Consider the following 21,232-nt stretch of genomic DNA (forward strand, 5'->3'; position numbering starts at 1 on the left):
CGAAGCCGTTGGCATCGGCGATTTCCTTGAGTTGCTCGTCGGTCTTGTTGCGCGGATGTTCCTTGAGCCCCGACGGGCAGCAGTGCGAATACGTCACGGGCTTCTTCGAACACGCGATTGCATCCGACGACGTCTTCGCGCCGACGTGCGAGAGATCCACCAGGATGCCCACGCGGTTCATCTCCTGGATCACTTCGCGGCCATAGCCCGAGAGACCGCCGTCGGCCTCATAACAGCCGGTGCCGACGAGATTCTGCGTGTTGTAGCAAAGCTGAACGACATTCACGCCCAGTTCCTTGAACACCTCGATATAGCCGAGGTTGTCCTCGAACGCATACGAGTTCTGGAAGCCGAAGATGATGCCGGTCTTGTTCTCCTTCTTCGCGCGCAGGATGTCGTCGGTCGTGCGCACCAGCGTGAGAATCTCGCTGTATTCGCGGATCTGCTGCTTCATTTCCGCGATGTTGTCGATGGTCTTCTGGAAGTCTTCCCATACCGAGACCGTGCAGTTGACGGCCGTGACGCCGCCCTTGCGCATGTCCTCGAACACGGAGCGCTCGAACTTCGAGATGTTGAGACCGTCGATGATGATGCTGTCGTCGTGCAAAGTGCTCATCGCTTGTTGCTCCGTGTTCTCAGTAGATGGGGAAGCGCTCACACAGCGCGAAGATCTGGCGGCGCACGCGTTGTTCGGCTTGCGGATCGCCTTCCGGATGCTCACGCAGCGAGTCGAATACTTCGAGAATGAGGCGGCCGGTTTCGCGGAATTCGTTCACGCCGAAGCCGCGCGTCGTGCCGGCGGGCGTGCCGAGGCGAATGCCCGATGTGACCGTGGGCTTTTCCGTATCGAACGGAATGCCGTTCTTGTTGCACGTGATGCCCGCGCGTTCCAGCGCCTGTTCCACCTGATTGCCCTTCAGGCCCTTCGGACGCAGATCGACGAGCAGCAAGTGGTTGTCGGTGCCGCCCGTGACGAGATCGACGCCGCCTGCCTTCAGCACTTCGCCGAGCGCCTGTGCATTGGCGAGCACGTCGTCGATATAAGTCTTGAATGAAGGCTGCAACGCTTCGCCGAACGCGACGGCCTTGCCTGCGATCACGTGCATCAGCGGACCGCCTTGCAGCCCCGGAAACACGGCTGAATTGATCTTCTTGGCGATGTCCTCGTCGTTCGTCAGGACGAAGCCGCCGCGTGGGCCGCGCAGCGTCTTGTGCGTCGTGGAAGTCACTACGTGTGCATGATCGACCGGGTTGTCATGGCGGCCCGCTGCGATGATGCCTGCGATATGCGCCATATCGACCATGAGCTTCGCGCCCGCCGCGTCGGCGATGGCGCGCAGGCGCTTGAAGTCCAGCTTGCGCGGATACGCCGAGAAGCCCGCGATCAGGAGCGACGGCTTGTGCTGCTGCGCGAGCTCTTCGATCTGCTCGTAGTCGATCAGCATGGTGTCGCGATTCACGCCGTACTGCACCGCGTTGAACCACTTGCCAGAGAGCGCCGGCTTCGCGCCGTGCGTCAGGTGGCCGCCTGCATCGAGCGACATGCCGAGCACGGTATCGCCCGGCTTCGTGAGCGCGAGCATCACCGCACCGTTGGCCTGCGCGCCCGAATGCGGCTGCACGTTGGCGAACTTCGCGTTGAACAGTTGCTTGATGCGGTCGATCGCGAGCGTTTCCACTTCATCGACGAATTCGCAGCCGCCGTAATAGCGCTTGCCCGGATACCCTTCCGCGTACTTGTTCGTGAGCACGGAACCTTGCGCTTCCAGCACGGCGCGCGACACGATGTTTTCCGACGCGATCAGCTCGACTTGCGATTGCTGTCGTTCCAGCTCGCGCAGGATCGCACCGCGCACCGAGACGTCCCGCGTGGCGAGCGGCGCGTCGAAGAAGGGATTCGAGTTAGACATTGAGAGGTCCGGGGTCAGTAGAAGGACGGTCGGTGGATGAAGCTCGCGCTTTCATCGTTGCGTCTATTCTTGACCTTCGTCTTCCCGGTCAATTTATGAATTTAGACGCGTTCTTTACCTTTTCCGACATGCGCGTCTGTTTTCGACAAGTGCCGAATCGGCTTTGGGTGTAGTGGCGTTTTTTAGTACGCTCGCGCTGCACGCTGGCGGGACGATCGTGCGCCGAGTCAGTGCTTGTGCACGACCGTACGCGCCGCCCTAGTGCGTCGGTTTCAGCGAAGCGCAGGCGCCGCCCCGCCTATTCAGGGTTTAGCCCGATGGCATGCAAGTTGCACTCGTTATCACAATGCAGGAGTGGCACAAGGCCGCAGCCACGGCGTTAAACAATAGATTCCAAGGAATCAATTTCCCCATGTCTTCCGATCGCACGGCGGCACTGACGCACTTCGCGTTCATGCCGCTGCCCAACTTCACGATGATGGCGTTTACCAACGCGATCGAAGTGCTTCGCATGGCGAACTATCTGACGGGGCAGCCGTTGTATCGGTGGTCCATCGTCAGTCCCGAAGGCGGGCCGGTGACGGCCAGCAACGGGCTATCCGTCGATACGGGGCCGGTGGAATGCGTGGGACAGCCGGATATCGTGTTCGTGGTCGGCGGCATCGACGTGCAGCGTGCGACGACGCCCGCGCATCTGTCCGCATTGCGACGCTTTGCGCGTACGGGCAGCATGCTCGGCAGCCTTTGCACCGGAACGTATGCGCTCGCCCGCGCCGGCTTGCTGGCGGGTTACGCGTGCGCGATTCATTGGGAGAACATGTCCGCGCTCAAGGAAGAGTTTCCGGATACGCGTTTCCTGAAGGAACTGTTCGTCATCGACCGTGATCGCGTGACGTGCACGGGCGGCGTTGCACCGCTCGACATGATGCTGAACCTGATCGCGGCGCGCGTCGGCACGGCGCGCGTGACGCAGATTGCAGAGCAGTTCATCGTCGAACACGTGCGGGATACGAGCGCGCAGCAACGCATGCCGCTGGTCGCAAGGTTGGGATCGGCGAACAAGTCATTGTTCGAAGTCATTTCGCTGATGGAGAACAACATCGAAGAGCCGCTCTCGCGCGAAGAACTCGCGCGGCTGGCCGGCATGTCGCAAAGGCAATTGCAGCGGCTTTTCCGCGAACACCTCGGCATGACGCCGACGCATTACTATCTGACGCTGCGCCTGCGCCGCGCGCGCGAGTTGCTGCTGCAGACGGATATGTCCATCATGCACATCACGATGGCTTGCGGGTTTCAGTCAGCTTGCCATTTCTCGAAGAGTTATCGCGATGCGTTCGGCACTGCACCGACGCGCGAGCGAAGGAAGCAGGCGCCGTCCCTGAGCGCGGTGCCGGTAATGGCTGCCTGACGACTTGCTCTGCTGCAAAAAAAGCGCCTCTTTTCAGAGGCGCTTTTGCGTTCTCAGGCCGCCTTGAGCAAGCCGTGCGGATCGAGCACGAACTTGCGCGGCGCGCCGCCATCGAACTTGCGATAGCCATCCGGCGCTTCTTCGAGCGAAATCACCGACACGTTCACGATATCCGCGATCGGCAGACGGTCCCACAGAATCGCCTGCATCAGGTTGCGGTTGTACTTCATCACTGGCGTCTGGCCCGTATGGAACGAATGCGACTTCGCCCAGCCGAGACCGAAGCGGATGCTCAGGCTGCCTCGTTTGGCGGCGGCATCGGCGGCGCCGGGATCGTCGGTCACGTAGAGACCCGGAATGCCGATCGCGCCTGCTGCCTTGGTGATTTCCATCAGCGAATTGAGGACCGTGGCCGGTGCTTCCTCGTTATGCTCGTTGCCATGGCCATGTGCTTCAAAGCCGACGCAATCGACGGCGCAATCGACTTCGGGCTTGCCGAGAATCTGCTCGATCTGTTCGGCGAGCGTCGCGTCCTTCGACAGGTCGATCGTCTCGAAGCCCATCTTGCGTGCATGCGCGAGGCGCTCCTCGTTCATGTCGCCCACGATCGTGCATGCCGCGCCCAGCAAACGCGCCGATGCCGCCGCCGCCATCCCGACAGGCCCGGCGCCCGCGATATAAACCGTTGCGCCCGGCTTCACGCCTGCCATGACCGCACCGTGGTAGCCGGTAGGAAGGATGTCCGAGAGGCAGGTGAGGTCGCGAATCTTCGACATCGCCTGAGCTTTATCGGGGAACTTGAGCAGGTTGAAATCCGCGTACGGGACCATGACGTACTCGGCCTGTCCGCCGATCCAGCCGCCCATGTCGACGTAGCCATACGCACCGCCCGCGCGCGACGGGTTCACGTTGAGGCACACGCCCGTGTGTTGCGCCTTGCAGGTGGGGCAGCGTCCGCATGCGACGTTGAAGGGCACGGAGACGAGATCGCCGATGGACAGCGTTTCCACGTCGCGCCCGATTTCGATGACTTCGCCGGTGATCTCGTGTCCGAGCACGAGGCCGACTTCAGCGGTGGTGCGGCCGCGGACCATGTGTTGATCGGACCCGCAGATGTTGGTGCTGACGACTTTGAGAATGACGCCGTGGCCGATGTCGCGGCCACGGGGATCGACCATTCTTGGATAGTCGATGGACTGGACCTCGACCTTGCCCTGACCGAGATATACGACGCCGCGATTGGTGCTCATTGATACGTCTCCTTGGATTCGTGAACGGCAGGCGCGGGCTTTCTCTCTGCGTGCGATGCTCGCGGCCCTGAAGGGAGAGTAGGGGGTTTCAGCGGCGTTCGATGGGGGGAATGCGACGCGGGGTTGGTTGAGAGCGACTTTTTGAGGGCGTGGATTGGTCGCTTTTGCTTGCGGTTGTGGTGAGGTTGGGGCTGTTGCGGTGCGGTTGGGGGAATCGGGATCAGCGATGGAGCGAATCAGATGTAGCCAGCAGGATTTGACTCGACAGACAACGTCCGATGACTTCTTGTTCAGTCTCGGTCGCCCCCCTTTCTTGCAAGCTGCTTTTAGCCGGCCAGGGAAGCCCATGAGACTTCAAGAAGTGATGCCACGAGGGACGAAACAGACGGCGATGCATCGGTCACTGTCTGTCCGGTCCAGTATCGGCTGATACAAATCAGACGACGAAGGGGCTGGCTTCGGGCATGTGGAGGAAGCCGGCTTGACCGTCTCCTTGACGGCTTCCACTTGGGGTGAATCTCCGCGCACGCGGAGGAACCGTCATGTCTCGTGAAGCCGCCGCACTTCTTCAGGGTCTATCTCCGCGCACGCGGAGGAACCTACGCGAAAGTGCCGCCCGGGGCTTATCTGACGGGTCAATCTCCGCGCACGCGGAGAAACCGGTGCTATGTCTCGGGACCAAGCGGCCCTAGTGGGTCTATCTCCGCGCACGCGGAGGAACCCCCCCTCCGGTTCCGGCATCCCTCTCGTTCAGGGGGTCTATCTCCGCGCACGCGGAAGAACCGATTTCCGTGATGCCATCAATCGGGCTTACCAGGGTCTATCTCCGCGCATGCGGAGGAACCCACGAGAAGGACCGCATGAATGCACAGCAGCAGGGTCTTTCTCCGCGCACGCGGAGGAACCCCGAGCCGATACTGGTCCTTATGGGCCATCGCGGGGCTATCTCCGCGCACGCGGAGGAACCCGCTCCGCAAGGCGGGAGTCCGCATGTTCGATGGGTCTATCTCCGCGCACGCGGAGGAACCCGGCTTGAGCACTTGAGGGACCGGCACAGCGCGGGTCTATCTCCGCGCACGCGGAGGAACCGACGAGCTACGGCTACAGCTCGGCCGCCGGCCGGGTCTATCTCCGCGCACGCGGAGGAACCTCTCCCACATAACCCCATGAAACCAACCCCGAAACCCGCCACCCGATCCACCAAGAATCGCTAATTTTTGAAGAACGCCAACCGCCTACCTCAACCCGCGTCTAACCAGATACATCCCGTCCGCATCCACCAGTTCCCTCACCGGCGCGCCCAATTGCGCGATACCAACGCCACCGACGGCGTCCAGTTCCCGCCACACCATCACGATGCTGCCCCTCGGTTCGTGTCCATGCCAGTCAGCCAGCACCGACCACGTCCGCTCGCGCACGCCCTTGTTCATCCGTGGCGCGACGTACACGCCCGTCGACACCTCCAGCATCACCGACGCCAAGTACCCGCGAAACCTGTCGGCCACGTCACGCGTCACCACCACGACCAGCGCCATCCGCCTCCTCCAGCTTTTCCTCGAGCCGCAACACCTGCTTGATGCGATCGATCATCGCGGGAATGATCTGCTGCTTGCGAAACACGCGCGCCGCCTCGCGTCGAACGAGCCGGTCGATCGTCTTGTCGCTGCGCTGCGCCTCCTTGACTGCGGCGAAGGCGATCGAAAGCGTCACGTTATCGCGGAAAAGATCGGCAATATCGAGCACGAAAGCCTGGCCGGAATCCTCGTGAATAAAGCCGAGCTGAGGCACAGCCGCAAGCGCGTGAACGGCGATCGCCGCCGCCTGCACAGCCGTCGCCGCATGATTGATGGCGATTCGCCATGTCGGCGGCGTCGGGGTTCGCGCGATCGTAACGCCGCCCCTGCCAGTCGATGCCGAATTGCTGCGCGCGCAGCCGATAAATCGCCGTCACGCGCGCCCCTTCTATGCCCCGCAGCGTGTCCAAATCGCGATGCGGAAGCACTTCCCCGAGGCGCAGTGCATACATGTGCCGCGCGACAGCCACGCGGCGTCGCGCACTGCCCCACAGCTCCGCTTGCCGCCGCGCGACATCGGAACGATCCGGCATCAGCGGCGGCGCCGTGTAACTGCGCACACCGCTCGCGCCGACCGCCGCGAGCAACGTGCCATGACGCGCGAGCAGACGCAGCGCATCATGGGTCACGCTGCCGCCGGGGCCGAGCAGCATCATCGATACCGACTGGTGCGGGATCTGATCGACGTACTGCCCACTCGTGAAATGCAGGCATCCGTCAATGACGCCGAGTTCGCCTCGCTCCAGCCACACCAATCCATGACAATCCGCATGAGGCACGCGGGATGTGTCGAGCCCTAGCCGCCCCTTGAGCACGCGCGGGCCTCGACGATCAGTTGTCCACGGACGCTGGCTTCAGCAAAAGCATGCCAAACCCGAACGCCCGATGCCGCCCAATTCCGTGCCTGAGCAAATTCGCGAACGCATCGGAATCTTCAACGCGCAAATGGCCGCTGAGAACCGCGTCCGGGCCATTGATGACGCGCGGCTGTCTCGGCTTGCCGTTGCCATTGCCATTGCCGCTACCGTCGCCCGAACCAGCTTGCGTGCGGCGAATCACGGGCGTGAGTCGAAACCGCGTCATGCGCGCTTCGACCAGACTCGCCGCTCCGCTCGATTGCAGCCGTTCGCCGAGCCATTCGACATAAGCCGCTTCGCGACGCAGCACGTGCTCATCGGCTTCTTCGTCGATCGGAATTCGGAAGGCATCCCGTTCCCGTCCATGCTTGCATTGCGCGTCCTTGCTGCGCCGGACCGGTCGCACGCGCACGTCGAAACCCAACACGCGCCCAGCCTGCCATTGCGCCGGAAACGAGCGAATGTTGAGACCGGGGCTATGCGGGCCTGCGTCGAGTCCGAGCGCATCCGCGAGGTCCGGCGCGGCGCATAGCCCGCTCGCCTCGCGCAGCGCATCGCCGGAATGGGCCGTGTATGCGAGCAGTCCGGCTCGCTCGTCCCGATAGTAAAAAGGCTTCGGCGCAAGCGAGCCGAACACCGCGCTCAACGCCGCGTGAAAGGCGTAGCCCAGGTCGCCGCCGGGCGGTAGCAAGCCATGCCGCGACGCCCACATCACGAACTTCTTCGGATCGGGCTGGCAATGAATCAGATTAAGGGCGGTCATACGGAAATTCCGGCGAAGTCGATGGATGCGCGAACGATGCCCGCTTCGCGCTTGCCTCCAGAACCGGACGCGATCCGCCGTGCACGTTGGTCCTCCAGTCGCGCTCGTCGCAGATGCCGCGAGCCTGTGCGCGCCCGTCCGGCATCGCGCCTTCGTTCGTTGGCCACTGCATGTGGAATGTGGCATTGTCGAAGCCTGCGGGCAGCGGCGCGTGCCGCAATGCCTCGAGCACATTGGCCGCATCGATGAAGCCCGCGAACACCCGCGCCGACGGCAGGCACGGCTTGCGTCCGATGAACAGCGGACGCATGGGCCGATCCAGTGCGCGCGCAATGTCGTCGAGCGTCGGCGTTTCGTTCGCCGGGTCGAGCCGCAGCGCCACGAGCGCGTCGAGGCCGGCGTGATAGTCGCGGTAGCGCAGGTGCGGGCTCTTGTAGGTCTCCGCGCTGCCTTCGCGGGACTCGGGATAGCCGAGCGTCGTCCAGCCGCTATCGTTCGCGCCGAGCTGAGCCGTCTGAAAGTCCCGCAGGCGCTCGCCGGAACGATCGAGCCGCGCGCCCATCACCATGCGCGCCTGCAGACGGTTGTGACGCTCGCTATCGCCGCGATCCCAGCCGAGCGCGTTCGCGATGAGTCCCGTGATCATCGACATGGCCGGGAAATCGCGGATCACGCCATAGTTGTCGACTACCTCGCCGCCGAACGCGATAAGCGGCGCACGCAAGCGCATCAGCAAGTGACGCCGCATGTCACGCACCCTTCACGATGCGCGTTTGCACCCACTTGGCGAGCCTGTCGAGTGACATGTGCTCCGCGTTGGGAATATCCGCATCGTCCAGCGCGAGGTAGGCGCGATCCAGCTTGCCGTAGGCGGCGTCGTGCTTCTTCACTTCCTGCGCGAGGCGCTCGATGGCGTCGGTGCGGATCTCTTTGTCCGCCAGCCGCAACGCAGTCTCGAATGCGCCGCTCAGGCTGCGCGGCTGCCAGTCACCTGTCTCCACCAGCATGAGACTCGCGTGGCCGAACGGCGCAGTGGAACCGCGCTTGGCGCCGGGGCTGACTGTCGCGATCAGATGCAACAAGTGATGAACCACCTCAGCCGCAAGCTCACGCCGCTCGGACGGCGCTTCGAAGCACTCGCCCGCCGCGATGCCTTCGAGATTCGCCACCAGTTGCGGCACGTCGACCACGACGTACCCGTAGTAAAGACCCGAAGCGAGTTCGGTGTCGAAGATACCGGCCGAACCTAGCTCGCCCGCTTCACGCCGCAAGTCATCGACGACAGTGAAGTAATCGTTCTCCACCTGCGCCTCGTGCACCGTGAACGCATGCGCGACGTAGACGGCGGCATCGCGCTGCGCAAGCACATCCGACGTCACCATGCGCCCGAAGAGCGCCGATTCGAGGCCGCTTCCATGCTTGAGCGCCTTGATGTTGTCCGACTCTTCCTTGAGGAACGCCGCGACTGCCGCTTTCAGTCCATCTTCATCCTTATGATCGCGGGCAAGCGCCACGCAGTGCTTCACGAGGTAGTCGATTTCCGCTTTGCCGAGCAGCACCGCCTGGCCCGTTTCGGTCGCATCCTTGCCCTTGCGATCCTTCCCCGCCTTGTCGAGCAGCCCGCCGAAGCGCAAGGCTTCGACGGCTGCTTGCGCAAGCTCCTCGGAAACGCCATGCCCGACGATGTCATCGCGCATACGCGTCAACGTGATGCGAGAGCGGACCGCCATCGGCACGCCGAGCGTGGACAGCGCGTGATGATCCTCCGCGACGCGCCAGTGTCGCTTGAGACACTGCGACGAGATGCGCGTGCGCATGGCATTGCCCATGGGCAAGCGTTTTGCCTGGCCCGAGTCGTCGCGATTGAGCAGCGCCGCCGAGTAGCTGTGCAGCGTATGAATCTGGATGAAACGCGGATGCGCCATGTTTTGCCTTCCTGATTATTGTCCTGCTTTCTTCTTTCGCCGATGTACGGTTCACTCTGTCCGCGGTGCGCTCTCGCCCGCAGAGAAGAATCCATACGCAATGTCCAGCCGCATCTTCTCCGCGATGCGCTGGCGCCTCGCATCGCGCGCCCCTTCGTTCAACACGAGTCTGCCAAGCTGCGCCCAGTTCGGCGCAACGTTTTGACTGTTCATTAAGCGAAGCACGCGTCGCAGTATCTGGAAGAACGCAGCGCCCCGTGCGTCGAGCAGCCTGTTCAGGCGCGCCTCCTTTACCCCGGCGCTGAACAGTTGCCGCCCAAGGCTGCTGCGAGCGCCGTTCCCGCGATCGTGTCCGGCAAGCGCAATGCCATAAGCGATGAATGCCCAGCGCCGCCATTCATCGTAGGTCCAGTTCGCGCAGTTCAGCTTTGCGCGCGCTGCGACTTGCATGATTGCGGCGACCTGCGCGGCGGTGAGTGTCTGCGCGTCCGGATTGAGCCGCTTCAGCGCGACGTAATCTTGCTTCGAAGCCTTGACTCCCTCGCGCGCGTCTTTCAGGAAAGCAGCGATTGCCTGCATCCGGTAGCCGAAGCCGGAACTTCCGGGCGACGGTGGAGTATCGGTCGTTGAGTCCATTCAAACCTCATTGAGTACTCTGTTCCAAAAGTGGCCGTGTCCCTTCTCCTTGAGCACGCGCGCCAGGGTCTGAAGAGGGTTCTTACCCGCGTGCAGTCCACCGAAAAACCGCGCCAATGCCGCGCTCTGCGCACGGTACCGCCGCAGACTGGCGCGCGGACCGTCGACAAACGCACGAGTCAATACGTGCTCCGCGCGCTCGGCGAGGCCGGCAAGCCATTGCTCGTGCGCGAGTTGCCGTGCTTCGGTCGTGGGGGCATCGATTTCCACGATCAGGTCTTCGAAGAAGCGCCGGTCTTCCTCCTGCTCGAACGGACTCGCGAACCGGTCAGCCTTATCTTTTATGTGATCCGAGGCGGCGCTCTCGCCGTTGCCGAACAAGCCGCAGAGCGCACTCCATAGAACCTTGCGTACTGCCCCGATGATCGCAATGCGCCGTTCGGCAGCCTGAGCAAGCGGATCAGTCTCGCCGCTCAGATACGCCTGGCGCATGGCTTGCGAGACCGGTATGCGTCTTTCTTGATAGCCCTCGGTCTTGCCCTGCCCGCGGGCGATGGCTTGCGCAAGGAGCACGATGCCCTCTTTGCCATCGTCGTCGCTAATCTCGCGCGTGATGGTCGGAGCGAACTCGCCGGTGAACGCCAGTTTTGTCAGCAGCTTGTAATCAAAACCTCTCGCCCCGATGGACAGTGCTTTGCCCTCGACCACGGCGACTGGCGTCCACGCGTCGCCGGTTGCGCCCAAACGTTCCTTGGCCGCGATACGTGTCGTCTTGCTCGTGGTGGTGAGCGCACGCAGTGTTCCATTGACCGCGTTCAGCCGGACTCGCCGGCAGATTTCGATGTAGAACGGGTCGAGTTCGCTGAACGAGAGACTGCCTGCGCCATCCCAGGCGCGCAGCCAGACGAGCGCAACGCCGTTCTCTTCCTTGAACCCCTTGTCGTCGACGATTTCCTGACGATGATCGAGCAGCCGCCGCGCATCTCTTTGCCACCGCTTGCCCAAGCCGCCCTGCGGGACCGCGCCGAACGCCGGCCGGCTGGCGAAGCCGCCGTTCATGCGGGAAATGCCGTAGTTCCCCGCGCCGAGAAAACCTTCTTGCGTCTGCAAGCTGACGAGTGCGTAGAGCCAGTCTTCCGGCCGCGCGTGAATCATCCGTGCGGCCTTCACGTCATGGTTTCTGGATGTCACCAGCATATCCAGCGCATCGGGCGCCAAACGCGGCCTTTTCTTCCATGTGCGCGGCTCGCCTGGTTTGCAAGGCGCTTGCAATAAGGCCGGACGATCGTCGGGCGCGACGAGCGAGAACGCGGCGCCGTCGGGATCATCCGGTGTCAGCGCGAGAAGCGCCGCGCGCCATTGTTTTGCGGTGCCGAACGGCGCAGTCTGACCGGCGCCATGCAGGGTTATCGCCGCGAGTTGCGTCAGGAACGCATGCCACGGATGCCGCTGATGCGGTCTCAGCGCGGGGAAGTCGCGCACGGCGTCATCGGTCAGAGCGACGAAAAGCTCGGGCAAGGTGACATCGTGTTGCTGTCCTGAGGGATCGCGATAGCGCAGTACCGGATCGTCCAGCAAGCGGTGTTGAAGACTCATATCAGCCCTCTTCCTTGCGCGAGACGTTTCGGATTCTCGACGCCATATCGGCCATAGCGCAGCTGGATAGCATCGAGCGAGAATGCAAAACCGTCCGCATCGTGCGTAATGGCCGATGGTTGCGCGTCTGCACTCACGTCGCCGCGCAGAAGGTATTGAGGTATCACGATCTCCTCTACATCGACGCCGAAAGGGCCGGGTACGGGTGGATCAAACTTGATGAGGCGGTCGTCCGTACCGAGCCGCGTCGCGATACGACGTTCGTCATCCGGGAACGGAACGTCGGGGAAAGGCTTGCTGTAGTCCAGTGCTTGTGTGCGTGCGAGGGACCGCTCCGCGCCCTGCCCGCCTTCGAGCTCTTGACCATGTTTCTTCCACTTTGGTCCGAGTTCGTTCTCGATGGTCAGCAGGCAGTCGGGATGCGTCGCCCGTTCGACCAGCAGGCGGTTATCGCGGGGAATCACGCGGTATGGCGCTTCGTCGATGAGTCGGCGAGTCGCTTCGATCATGCGCAGATCGGTGTAGACGCCGCTGCCATTTTCGCGTCGCCCGAGCCCGTTGCGCGGCTTTTCGATGTATTCCTCGAGCGACTTGCCGACGGGCGTGAGCACCCATGCGTGCGCCTTCCGGAAACCTTCGGGCCGTTCACTCGCCTCGCGCTTATGCCGATGCAGACGCCCGATGCGTTGCAAGAGCACGTCCATCGGGCATAGGTCGGTAATCAGCAAATCAGCGTCGATATCCAGGCTCTGCTCGAGCGTCTGCGTGCCGACGACAATGCATCCCTCCCGCGACTCGCGAGTCTTGCCGAGACGCGCCTCAACGGCGGCGTCGAGCAGCGGTCGATCCTGGCGGCTGAAGCGACCGTGATGCAGCGTTGCGACGTCACCGACCCTGAAGAGAAGCGCGTGATCGTCGAATTCGTCGATAAGACGCTCGATGGCCTTTTGCGTCTCGACTGCGGTCGGCACGGTGTTGCGAACGATGAGCACGCGTGCGCCCTGCTTCGCGGCATCGATCGCAAGACGTGCGATGCGCTCGAAATTGTGAGCCGAATCTGTGATTGCATCGAGCGTCGACCAATGGACGATTTTGGGCGCGCCATTGTCAGGCAATGCATGAATGACAGCGCCGTCAGTCAGTGCGGGATAAGGCGACGCGCAAGCCTGATCGACCGGGAGCGACGCGATGAGCGTCGAGGAATTCGGCGCGAGTCGCTGAAAGCGCGCTCGCTGCCGCGAGCCGAGCGTTGCAGACAGCAGCAGCGCGTGGCCGCCCGTGTTGAGGTGCGCGCTCAACACCTGCTCCAGCAATTGCGACATGTAAATATCGGACGCGTGCACTTCATCCACGACGAGCAACGAACGGCTCAGCAATGCGTGGCGCATATGTGCATGGCGCCGCATGAGTCCGGCGAGCAGCACTTGATCGATCGTGCCTACCGCGATGGTTGCCGCCAGAAACCGCTTCGGCGATTCGGCCGCCCAGCGCGTGGCGGCTTTGGCGTCGTCGGGATTGTCGGACCACTGCGCCTCGAAATCGAGCATCGAGATGATGTGATTGCCATCGGCACTTTGATAGCCCGGAAGCGCACGAACGACGACCGGTGCATCCGACGGCCAAAGGCGGTCGACGCACCTTCGCACGCGCTCATAGACCTGTGTGGCAGCGGCACGCGTGGGCAACGCGAAGTAGAGCGAATCTACCTTGCGCTCGCTGAATAGGTGCAGGAAGCGCCATAGCGCGGCTTCGGTCTTGCCGCTGCCGGTTTCGGACTCGAGGATCAGCAAGGGTCCGAGTTCCTTGTCGCCCAGCATGCTTTGCATGGGATGCGGCGCTTTGACATTGAATGCGGCTTCGAAGGAGAACGGGCGTTGCGCGAGTTTCGTGCGCGCGATGCACGCATCGAGGTCGATGCTCGCTATGGCGTCTGCCGCGAGTTCAGCCGCCCGCGTGCGGGTTCGAGATGTGCCAGAGTCACTGTACGGGAAGAATAGACGGGTCGATCCCAGCCAGTCCGCGAACTGGACGACGCCCGCAAACAGATGGACAAACGCAGGTTTCGACGGCAGCCGCTCACCGGAAGATTCGAACGCGAGCGGAAAAGCCTGCTTCAACTGTTCGCCGATTTTCGCTATTGCATCTTCGGGGCTGTATAGTGCGGCGCCCTCACGGTCGCGCACCGGCTTCCAGATGATGGCGTCTTGCCCCAATGGTTTCGAGACCGGACGGCCATGATGCGCGAAACTTGCCAGCAGCAGAGAAAAGACGTCAGCGCCCCAGGTTTTGATGGATTCGAGCGGCAAGCGGAATTTGATGTCTTCGTCGCCAAGCAGCATGATGGCTTCCGCGCCGTGCCCCGCACGATGCGGCCAACCAGCCGGGGCGGAACCTTTCCAGCGTTTTGCCTGAAAGCCGCTGTTTGCCTTGCCGATGTCATGCAGATAGACGATGACCGCGAGACGCTCGATGTCTTGCTCGTTCAATGCTCGACCGGCAACGGTCTGGAAGGCATGGCGCAAGCGCGTGCGTTCTTTGACGGCTTCGATGAAACAGGCGGCGACGTCCAGCATGTGGTCGCCGAGGGGATGCATGGTCTCGCGGCCACAGTCGCTGGTACGCAGCTTTCCCCAAGCCTGTAGTTGATGCGCTACCGTTTCCATTGTTGCGTCGTGTGGTCTGGATGCCGAGTTTTTTGCCTAAATCATTTACTTCGCTATGCTTAGATTATCACTAGGATCGATCGTTTGACGGCGGTTCGAGTGTCAAAGTTGATCAATGATAATGAGCAGGATTGTGAGGCGGTGGTTATTCGAATCGAGATTGCGATAGTTGCTTGTAGGCCGGGGTTGCGGCCACCTGCGCTCGCGCCGCTCGACGGCAGAGCTTGACGACGAATCTTCGCGTAACCATACTCGCGACTTGCTTCACATCCTGAACATCGAAATCGATGTTTGTTCTTTTACAACACGATGTTAGGTGGTAGAGGTTCCTCCGCATGCGCGGAGATAGACCCCTGTACGCGGAGCAATACCACGTGACACTTCGGGTTCCTCCGCATGCGCGGAGATAGACCCCGCCGACACGGCGGCCCATAGATGCGCGAGGAGGTTCCTCCGCATGCGCGGAGATAGACCTTGCGCCAGACGAAACAGGCGTCAGCTGATGCGGGTTCCTCCGCATGCGCGGAGATAGACCCCGGAGACAAAATACCGGACTCGGTTCGTTGAGGGTTCCTCCGCATGCGCGGAGATAGACCCGTGTGGGCCAGCTTGCCCGGCGCCGGGTACGGGGTTCCTCCGCATGCGCGGAGATAGACCCTTCAGACTATCGCCTGAAGGCAAGGTATGCGCGGTTCCTCCGCATGCGCGGAGATAGACCCATCGCGGGCGGCATCGCTTCGAGCCTTCGCTGGGTTCCTCCGCATGCGCGGAGATAGACCCAGCGCGGTTCCTACGCTGCGATCGCCTATCGCGGTTCCTCCGCATGCGCGGAGATAGACCCGAATATCATGCGCTGTGCGTTCTCGGCAAACGGGTTCCTCCGCATGCGCGGAGATAGACCGTCTTCAATCCATACGTCATCACGATACGGGTAGGTTCCTCCGCATGCGCGGAGATAGACCCATTGCGCTACCCACTGCGGTGACTGCGCTACCGGTTCCTCCGCATGCGCGGAGATAGACCCATGACGAGCTTTGGCGACAACCGGAACGTCAAGGTTCCTCCGCATGCGCGGAGATAGACCTCAATGAGGCGCTCACATCGTGCGCAGCCGCATGGTTCCTCCGCATGCGCGGAGATAGACCCCAGCATCCGCATGCCGCGCACCGCCAAACGTCGGTTCCTCCGCATGCGCGGAGATAGACCCCTCGCCGAGCGCAATGAATCCGCTCCCTTCCAGGTTCCTCCGCATGCGCGGAGATAGACCTTGGTGGGTGATCGGTTCTAGATGTACTGGTAAGGTTCCTCCGCATGCGCGGAGATAGACCCGAAACGGGCGCTAGCGGAGCATGGCGCGTACCGGTTCCTCCGCATGCGCGGAGATAGACCCCCGGCAAGCGGATTGGAGTCGAGGATTTCGTCGGTTCCTCCGCATGCGCGGAGATAGACCCTTCGAGACGAAGGGCAAGTGGGGGCAACAGCTGGTTCCTCCGCATGCGCGGAGATAGACCCAGCACGGGGGTCACGATGACGCTCACGTGTCAGGTTCCTCCGCATGCGCGGAGATAGACCCGGGACGCCCGCGCGCTATCCCACTTACGCGGCGGTTCCTCCGCATGCGCGGAGATAGACCCCAATCCTCTTCAGTTTCCCCGTCGACGTCGGCGGTTCCTCCGCATGCGCGGAGATAGACCCAAGACCCGTCCAGTGCGCCCGCGAGGCGGCTAGGTTCCTCCGCATGCGCGGAGATAGACCCTGAGGCTCTGCCGCGTCGATAGTCGTGCGCATGGTTCCTCCGCATGCGCGGAGATAGACCCCAGCGGGTAGTTGCCCACCTGCCACGGTAGCCGGTTCCTCCGCATGCGCGGAGATAGACCCCGGAGGAGGTCCCCGCCCATTTCCGTAAAGTCGGTTCCTCCGCATGCGCGGAGATAGACCGCGGGCGGTCTCAATGAAATCTGCCGCGACAAGGGTTCCTCCGCATGCGCGGAGATAGACCCGGGCGAGCCACTCTCGGGAAAATCGAATGTCAGGTTCTTCCGCATGCGCGGAGATAGACCCAACGGCGGACCGGCGTTTCCTGCTATGGATGGGGTTCCTCCGCATGCGCGGAGATAGACCCGCCACGCGCTTTCTAATCGATCAGGTGCTGGCGGTTCCTCCGCATGCGCGGAGATAGACCCAAAGTGAATAAATCGTTTGTACTGCGTACTTGGGTTCCTCCGCATGCGCGAAGATAGACCCCACATGCACATCCCGCCCCCCCCCACCGCCCTCACCCCCTCACCGCATCCACCGCCCGCCGCGCAACCCACGCATCAAAATCCCCCCGCCGCCAATCAAGCTCCAGCGCAAGCCGCCGCGTGCCCTCGCGAATCTTCGGCTTATGCAGCGTCAGCGTGAGCGCATCGAGCGCGGGCCATGCGTCGAACGACAACGCCGCAATCTCCACCGCCAGCGTCTCGAGCAGCCGCGTATGCGGCTTCTCATGCAGATACGCGGTGACCCGATTGCACCACGCTTCGTAATCGATGAGACCATCGCTGTCTTCATGCGGCGTGCCACGATACCGCAGGCTCGCATCGATCGACACAGCCTGCGGCGCGCGATGCTCATGCTCGTGCAGGCCAATGCGCGTCATCACGACGAGTTCATCCACGACGACGCGCCAGCCCTGCCCGCCGGCATTCAAAGGCTCGAAGGGCTTCACGACAACAGCGGCTCGGCGGCATCGAGCATGATCTTCACGAAGTAATCCGCAAAGCTGCGGCGCACGATGAGTTCGAAGCGATCGCCACCGAGCGGCACCAGCGTCAGCGACGCCTTGAAGTAATGGCTCTGCGCACACTGGCCCGCACCGAATATCTTCGGATGCAGATCGAGCGGACAGCCGCGCGACAGGACCTCGCGCGTGCGCGGTCCGTCGATGTCGAGCACCGTGTAGCCGCTGCCGATGTCCACCGCCGCTGCGAACGCGCCCGCGAACGCTTCACGCAAGCGCGCTTCCAGCGGCGCGGCACGCGATGCGTCGTGCGCGGCTTCGGAAACCACGAGCCACTCGTCCGGGCCGAGCCACAGCACGTCATAGCCGTTGCCTTTCGCAACCGTGTTCGGCTTCTCCGGCGGTGCACATCCAATCACGGCCTCGACGGCGCGCAAGAAGGCGGCATCGCGCGTATCGCCGCGCACGTTCACGAGCTGAAGGAACGGCCGCTCCGTTAAGCGAAACGCCTTCGACGCGCCCGCCTGATGCGCCTTCAACAACGCATCCGCACCCACCAGCGGCGACTCCTGCCACACACCCTGCCCGACCGTCACGCGATCGACGACGGTCGAGGAACCTTTGATCTCATTCAACATGCTGACGTGCTCCTTCGCTGTCGTAGAACACAGAACTGGTGATCTTCGCATTGACCTGCTTGCCGTTCGCAAGCGGGATCATGACCGCTTCGCCGATCTTGTCGAGACCGCCCTTCACGACGGCCAACGCAATCGAACGCTTTAGAACAGGGCTGAAATAGCTCGACGTGACATGACCGAGCATCGGCGCGGTATCGCCCTGGAACGGACCCGCGACGATCTGCGCGCCTTCCGGCAGCACGACCGACGGATCATCCGTCAGCAGCCCGACGAACTGCTTGCGCCCGGCCTTCGCCGTATCCGAGCGCGTGAGCGAACGCTTGCCGATGAAGTCCTTCGACTTCGCGACGAGCCCGCCCATGCCGAGGTCGTAGGGCGTCATCGAGCCGTCGGTATCCTGGCCGACGATGATGTAGCCCTTCTCCGCACGCAGCACGTGCATCGTCTCCGTGCCGTACGGCGTGATGTCGAACTCCGCGCCCGCTTCCATCAACGCTTCCCACACCGCGCGGCCCACGTTGGCCGGCACGTTCACTTCGTAGGCAAGCTCGCCCGAGAAGCTGATGCGCATCACACGCGCCGATGCGCCCGCCACCGTGCCATCGCGGTAGCTCATGAACGGGAACGCGGCATTCGCGAAGTCGATGTCCTGACACACCTTCTGCAGCACCTTGCGGCTGTTCGGGCCGACGACGGCGAACGTCGCCCAATGATCCGTCACGGATGCGAGCCGCACGCGCATGTCCGGCCACTCCGTTTGCAGCCAGCGTTCGAGCCACGTCAGCACGCGCGCCGCGCCGCCGGTGGTCGTCGTCATCATGTAGTGATGTTCGGCAAGGCGCACGGTTACGCCATCGTCGAAAATCATGCCGTTCTCATCGAGCATCAGACCGTAACGGCACTTGCCCACTTCGAGCTTGCTCCACGGATTCGTGTACATCCAGTTGAGCAGCTTCGCGCTGTCCGGACCCTGAATGTCGATCTTGCCGAGCGTCGATGCATCGAGAATGCCGACGCTCTGCCGCACCGCCAGCGATTCACGCGCGACCGCCGCGTGCATGTCCTCGTTGCCGCGCGGGTAATACCACGGGCGCTTCCAGTTGCCGACATCCTCGAACATCGCGCCGTTCTGCACATGCCATTCGTGGATCGCGGTCTTGCGCACCGGATCGAGGAACTCGCCGAGCTCGCGGCCCGCGAACGTGCCGAAGGTCACAGGCGTGTAGTTCGGGCGGAACGTCGTCGTGCCCGTCCCGGGAATGGTCTTGCCGAGCGCCTGCGCGAGGATCGCCATGCCGTTGATGTTGCCGAGCTTGCCCTGATCCGTGCCGAAGCCCATCGCCGTATAGCGCTTGACGTGCTCCACCGATTCGAAGCCCTCACGCGCCGCGAGGAAGATGTCGGCGGCGGAGACATCGTTCTGGAAGTCGACGAACTGCTTCGGACCGCGCGTCGCAAGTTCGCGGCCGCCGACGAGCCACAGCGGCAAGAGCGGCGCTTCCGCGATTTCCGCGACCTTCACCGGCGCAGGCCGCGCAACGATATGACCCGCCGCACGCGCCGCTTCCGCGCCGGCATCGAGACCGAAGCGAATGCCGCGCGCCAGCGTGAATTCGCCCGCGCATGCGCCGACGCTGCTTTCGGCCTGCATCGCGTTGCCGGGAACGAAGCACGCTTTCTCGTCGTGCCAGTGCGCCTTGCCGCCCGATTGCGCGAACAGATGCAGCACCGGGCTCCAGCCGCCCGACATCGCGACCAGATCGCATTGCAGGTCCGTTTGCTTGGCGCCGACCTGCCCCTTCGCAAACGAAGCGACTTCCACCGACGACACGCGCAGCTTGCCATGCGCAGCCGTGATCACCGCGTCGTTCAGCACGCGCACACCATAGCGTCGCGCGGCGGCGGGCAATGCGCCCTTCGACTCCATCGGACGCGGATCGACGACCGTGACGTTCGCGCCCGCGGCCTTCAGATCGAGCGCGCACTGGTAGGCGTCGTCGTTATTCGTGAACACCACCGCGTTGCGCCCCGGCAGCACCGCATACCGATGCAGATACGTCGATACCGCCGACGCCAGCATCACGCCCGGCAGATCGTTGTTGCCGAACACGATGGGACGTTCGTGTGCGCCGGTCGCGAGCACCACGCGTTTCGCGCGCACTTTCCACATCAGTTCGCGCGTGCCCTTGCGGGTCGATACGGGCAGATGCTCGGTCAGGCGCTGCGTCACGGTGACGAGGTTGTGATCCTGATAGCCGAACGCCGTGCTGCGCGAAAGAATCTTCACGTCGGGCATCTTGCGCAGTTCGCCTTCGATCTTTTGAACCCATTGCAGCGCCGGCTTGCCGTCGATCTCCGCGCGGCACGACAGCAGCGAGCCGCCGAGTTCCGGCTGATCGTCGACGAGGATCACGCGTGCGCCGGACATGCCCGCCGCATACGCTGCGGCAAGCCCCGATGGCCCGCCGCCGACCACCATCACGTCGCAATGCGCGAAGCACTTGTCGTAGCGGTCGGCATCGCGCTCTTCGGGCGCTTTGCCGAGACCGGCTGCATCGCGAATCACTTCTTCGTACTTCGGCCACAGCTTGCGCGGCCACATGAACGTCTTGTAGTAGAAGCCTGCGGGAATGAAGCGCGCGATCTTCTGATTGACCGCCATGCGATCGTTCTCGATGTTCGGCTTCGCATTCACGCTCGATGCGACGAGACCCTGATACAGCTCGACTTCCGTGGCGCGCGCGTTCGGCACCGTATAAGCGCCGGTTTCGAGCTGCACGACTGCATTCGGCTCTTCGACGCCCGCCGTCACGATGCCGCGCGGCCGGTGATACTTCCAGCTACGCGCGACGAAGTGCTGTCCGTTCGCGAGCAGCGCGGAAGCTAGCGTATCGCCCTGATAGCCCTGATACGTCTTGCCGTTGAACGTGAACGTCAGCGCGATCGCGCGATTGATGCGCCCACCCGTGGCGAGTCGGTCTGTCTGGCTCATTTCGACGCTCCCTCCTTGTTGTCCATCGCAGCCAGCGGACGGTCGAACGTCTCGTAGCCCTGAATCTCGTATGACACCGTGTCGCGCTGAGCCTTGAACCAGCGGCGGCAGCCCTGCGCGTGCATCCATTGCTCGCGATGCACGCCGCGCGGATTGCGGCGCATGAAGAGGTAGTCGCCCCATTCCTTGTCGGTGAGCTTCTCGGTATCCAGCGGACGCGCAATGTCGGCTTCGCCGCCGCAGGAGAACTCGGTTTCGGCGCGCGGCCCGCACCAGGGGCATTCGATCAGCAACATGT

The 21,232-nt window shown here is 62.9% G+C and carries 17 protein-coding genes and 1 CRISPR repeat array; of the genes, 2 read left to right on the forward strand and 15 right to left on the reverse strand.

Annotated elements, in window-relative coordinates:
- Positions 1-616, reverse strand: a 616-nt coding sequence (locus BG57_RS10300) for a membrane dipeptidase (RefSeq protein WP_035962796.1), incomplete at its 3' end; no start/stop codon positions are given.
- A gap of 19 nt (positions 617-635) precedes the next feature.
- Positions 636-1,910: a serine hydroxymethyltransferase gene (locus tag BG57_RS10305; protein WP_035962797.1), complete on the reverse strand. Its 1,275-nt coding sequence runs from the start codon at positions 1,908-1,910 to the stop codon at positions 636-638.
- A gap of 412 nt (positions 1,911-2,322) precedes the next feature.
- Between BG57_RS10305 and BG57_RS10310 the strand changes: the two genes are divergently transcribed.
- Positions 2,323-3,318: a GlxA family transcriptional regulator gene (locus BG57_RS10310; protein ID WP_035962800.1), complete on the forward strand. Its 996-nt coding sequence runs from the start codon at positions 2,323-2,325 to the stop codon at positions 3,316-3,318.
- Between the two features lie 53 nt (positions 3,319-3,371).
- On the opposite strand, the gene fdhA is transcribed toward BG57_RS10310, so the two are convergent.
- The 3 genes from fdhA to BG57_RS33700 form a co-directional block, all read right to left on the reverse strand.
- On the reverse strand, positions 3,372-4,568 hold the full coding sequence (fdhA, locus tag BG57_RS10315) for a formaldehyde dehydrogenase, glutathione-independent (protein ID WP_035962801.1): 1,197 nt from the start codon (positions 4,566-4,568) through the stop codon (positions 3,372-3,374).
- A gap of 1,235 nt (positions 4,569-5,803) precedes the next feature.
- Positions 5,804-6,103 (reverse strand): type I-E CRISPR-associated endoribonuclease Cas2e, encoded by a 300-nt coding sequence (cas2e, locus tag BG57_RS10320; protein ID WP_035962802.1) that lies wholly within the window; start codon positions 6,101-6,103, stop codon positions 5,804-5,806.
- Entirely contained in the window at positions 6,075-6,395 is a 321-nt protein-coding gene (locus BG57_RS33700; RefSeq protein WP_229754028.1) for a CRISPR-associated endonuclease Cas1, read from the reverse strand. The genes cas2e and BG57_RS33700 overlap by 29 nt, the downstream gene beginning before the upstream one ends.
- A 19-nt stretch (positions 6,396-6,414) precedes the next feature.
- Between BG57_RS33700 and BG57_RS33705 the strand changes: the two genes are divergently transcribed.
- Positions 6,415-6,942: a hypothetical protein gene (locus tag BG57_RS33705; protein ID WP_229754029.1), complete on the forward strand. Its 528-nt coding sequence runs from the start codon at positions 6,415-6,417 to the stop codon at positions 6,940-6,942.
- 31 nt (positions 6,943-6,973) lie between these two features.
- Here BG57_RS33705 and cas6e read toward each other — a convergent pair whose 3' ends face one another.
- From cas6e to BG57_RS10375, 10 genes are all read right to left on the reverse strand, one after another.
- Entirely contained in the window at positions 6,974-7,762 is a 789-nt protein-coding gene (gene cas6e, locus BG57_RS10330; RefSeq protein ID WP_035962804.1) for a type I-E CRISPR-associated protein Cas6/Cse3/CasE, read from the reverse strand.
- Positions 7,749-8,510 carry a type I-E CRISPR-associated protein Cas5/CasD gene (gene cas5e, locus BG57_RS10335; protein WP_035962806.1) on the reverse strand — a complete coding sequence of 254 codons (762 nt, stop codon included), beginning with the start codon at positions 8,508-8,510 and terminating at the stop codon, positions 7,749-7,751. Before cas5e ends, cas6e begins: the two co-directional genes overlap by 14 nt.
- A gap of 1 nt (position 8,511) precedes the next feature.
- A complete protein-coding gene (gene cas7e / locus BG57_RS10340) occupies positions 8,512-9,687 on the reverse strand; it encodes a type I-E CRISPR-associated protein Cas7/Cse4/CasC (protein WP_035962807.1) in 1,176 nt (391 codons plus the stop codon).
- 51 nt (positions 9,688-9,738) lie between these two features.
- Positions 9,739-10,323, reverse strand: a complete 585-nt coding sequence (gene casB / locus BG57_RS10345; RefSeq protein WP_052005708.1) for a type I-E CRISPR-associated protein Cse2/CasB — start codon at positions 10,321-10,323, stop codon at positions 9,739-9,741.
- Positions 10,324-11,541, reverse strand: coding sequence for a type I-E CRISPR-associated protein Cse1/CasA (locus BG57_RS10350; RefSeq protein WP_229754030.1), 1,218 nt, complete (start codon positions 11,539-11,541; stop codon positions 10,324-10,326).
- Positions 11,542-11,915: 374 nt separating this feature from the next.
- Positions 11,916-14,582 (reverse strand): CRISPR-associated helicase/endonuclease Cas3, encoded by a 2,667-nt coding sequence (locus tag BG57_RS10355; protein WP_035962808.1) that lies wholly within the window; start codon positions 14,580-14,582, stop codon positions 11,916-11,918.
- Between the two features lie 324 nt (positions 14,583-14,906).
- A CRISPR array of direct repeats spans positions 14,907-16,826; the repeat unit is 29 nt; unit sequence GGTTCCTCCGCATGCGCGGAGATAGACCC.
- Positions 16,827-16,857: 31 nt separating this feature from the next.
- On the reverse strand, positions 16,858-17,292 hold the full coding sequence (locus tag BG57_RS10360; protein ID WP_035962809.1) for a dihydroneopterin aldolase: 435 nt from the start codon (positions 17,290-17,292) through the stop codon (positions 16,858-16,860).
- Positions 17,289-17,942, reverse strand: a complete 654-nt coding sequence (locus BG57_RS10365) for a sarcosine oxidase subunit gamma (RefSeq protein WP_035962810.1) — start codon at positions 17,940-17,942, stop codon at positions 17,289-17,291. Before BG57_RS10365 ends, BG57_RS10360 begins: the two co-directional genes overlap by 4 nt.
- Entirely contained in the window at positions 17,932-20,934 is a 3,003-nt protein-coding gene (locus BG57_RS10370) for a sarcosine oxidase subunit alpha family protein (protein WP_035962811.1), read from the reverse strand. The genes BG57_RS10365 and BG57_RS10370 overlap by 11 nt, the downstream gene beginning before the upstream one ends.
- Complete coding sequence (locus tag BG57_RS10375) at positions 20,931-21,230, reverse strand: sarcosine oxidase subunit delta (RefSeq protein WP_035962813.1); 300 nt, start codon at positions 21,228-21,230, stop codon at positions 20,931-20,933. Before BG57_RS10375 ends, BG57_RS10370 begins: the two co-directional genes overlap by 4 nt.
- Between the last annotated feature and the right edge of the window lie 2 nt (positions 21,231-21,232).

Source organism: Caballeronia grimmiae (assembly GCF_000698555.1).
Classification (GTDB): Bacteria; Pseudomonadota; Gammaproteobacteria; order Burkholderiales; family Burkholderiaceae; genus Caballeronia; species Caballeronia grimmiae.